At 57.5% G+C, this 1,284-nt stretch carries 1 protein-coding gene; it reads right to left on the bottom strand.

The window, feature by feature from the left end; all coding sequences use genetic code 11:
- Positions 1 to 411: 411 nt before the first annotated feature.
- Positions 412 to 1,284, bottom strand: an 873-nt coding sequence (locus OR16_RS33895; RefSeq protein ID WP_006163368.1) for a DUF6883 domain-containing protein, incomplete at its 5' end; no start/stop codon positions are given.

A 1,284-nucleotide genomic window follows, 5' to 3' on the forward strand; every position in this document is an offset into this window, starting at 1 on the left:
CCCCGGACTCCGGGCTCCACAATGCCGCGACACGACATTGATATGAATTCTGAACATTGGCTCCTATGACAAATGCATCGAGCAGGAAAGGCTTGCCAGCCTGAATGTAGGCTTCCGAGAAGCGCTTGCTAGCCTGGGTGTCATTGCCGGGAATCCCAAGGCTATCCTCACTCTGTTTCTTTGCCCAAGCGAGTTATGGCAGGTCACTGGCATCGACAGTGGCAAGTGCGTACCGTCCGCTCTCCTGCAGGAATGCCTCCACTTCATACGCAACTGGTGCTCTGGAGTCGCCGAACACAAGGACAACCGCTACAGTAGTCCCCTGAGGCAAGACCACCACTTCACGCTCACCTATCACTGTGGCCTCAATCGACCTGGGTAAGCTAAACGTATCGTTTTCTCTCAGAACGGTCATTTTTTTGCAGGAATCCCGGTCACAAATCGTACAGTACCCGTCTTGTCCTTCATAAATACAAACGTAGTGTCGATGATTTTTCCATTGGCCCCGGTGATGGAAATAACTTGCTCATAAGTCTGTCCAAACTGGCTAGTCTTAGTTGGTACGGCGGTGGAAGGATTGAAGTGTAGCTGCGATGCAAGGTCCTGCCAGTTACTTTGATTGAAGCCCAATGCCCGATTGAACCAATTTGCCTTCGTCTGATTTTGCGAGTGCGTCGGGTCCAGCAGGTAACCACTTAGCTTGTTTTCGAGATTTGCAGTATCGAATCCAATTGCTCGGCCTGCGGTTGCCGCTGCGTCCGTCGAGGCTACGCTACCGGCCCTCGCCGCGACTCCCTCTGCCTGACCCAGAGCCCCAATGTTCGCTGGCATTCCACTATACAACTCCATCAACTGGAACGCTGTAAGCATCCCTGGGTCCGTGGACCAGGTTCCCACCCAGTTCTTTAGCAACTGTGTACAGCTTTCCGGGTGGCCTAGGCAGTTGTTCAGCGTCTCGTTCTGCGCCGCGCCCGCCGCCGTCAATGCATCTTGGCCCAGCGCTGCCGCTACGCCACCACCGGCCAGCATCGACAGCCCGGTAATCGCCGCCTTCTGCGCATCCGTCAGATCTGGATTACCACCGCTGATGAGTCCCGCGAATACCGGCGAGAGCACCGCCCCCGTGGCCCCACCAATGGCGCCGGCCGCGCAATCGCCGCCGCCGGCCGCGCCCGCGACACATCCGAGGACCGCATGGCTGGCGATACTCTCGAAGGAACCCGCTTCGGTGTTCGCGCCGATGCTATTGGCACCCAACGCGGCCGTCTGCGCCACCAGGCTGCC

Origin of the sequence: Cupriavidus basilensis OR16 (assembly GCF_000243095.1) — a bacterium.
GTDB lineage: Bacteria > Pseudomonadota > Gammaproteobacteria > Burkholderiales > Burkholderiaceae > Cupriavidus > Cupriavidus basilensis_D.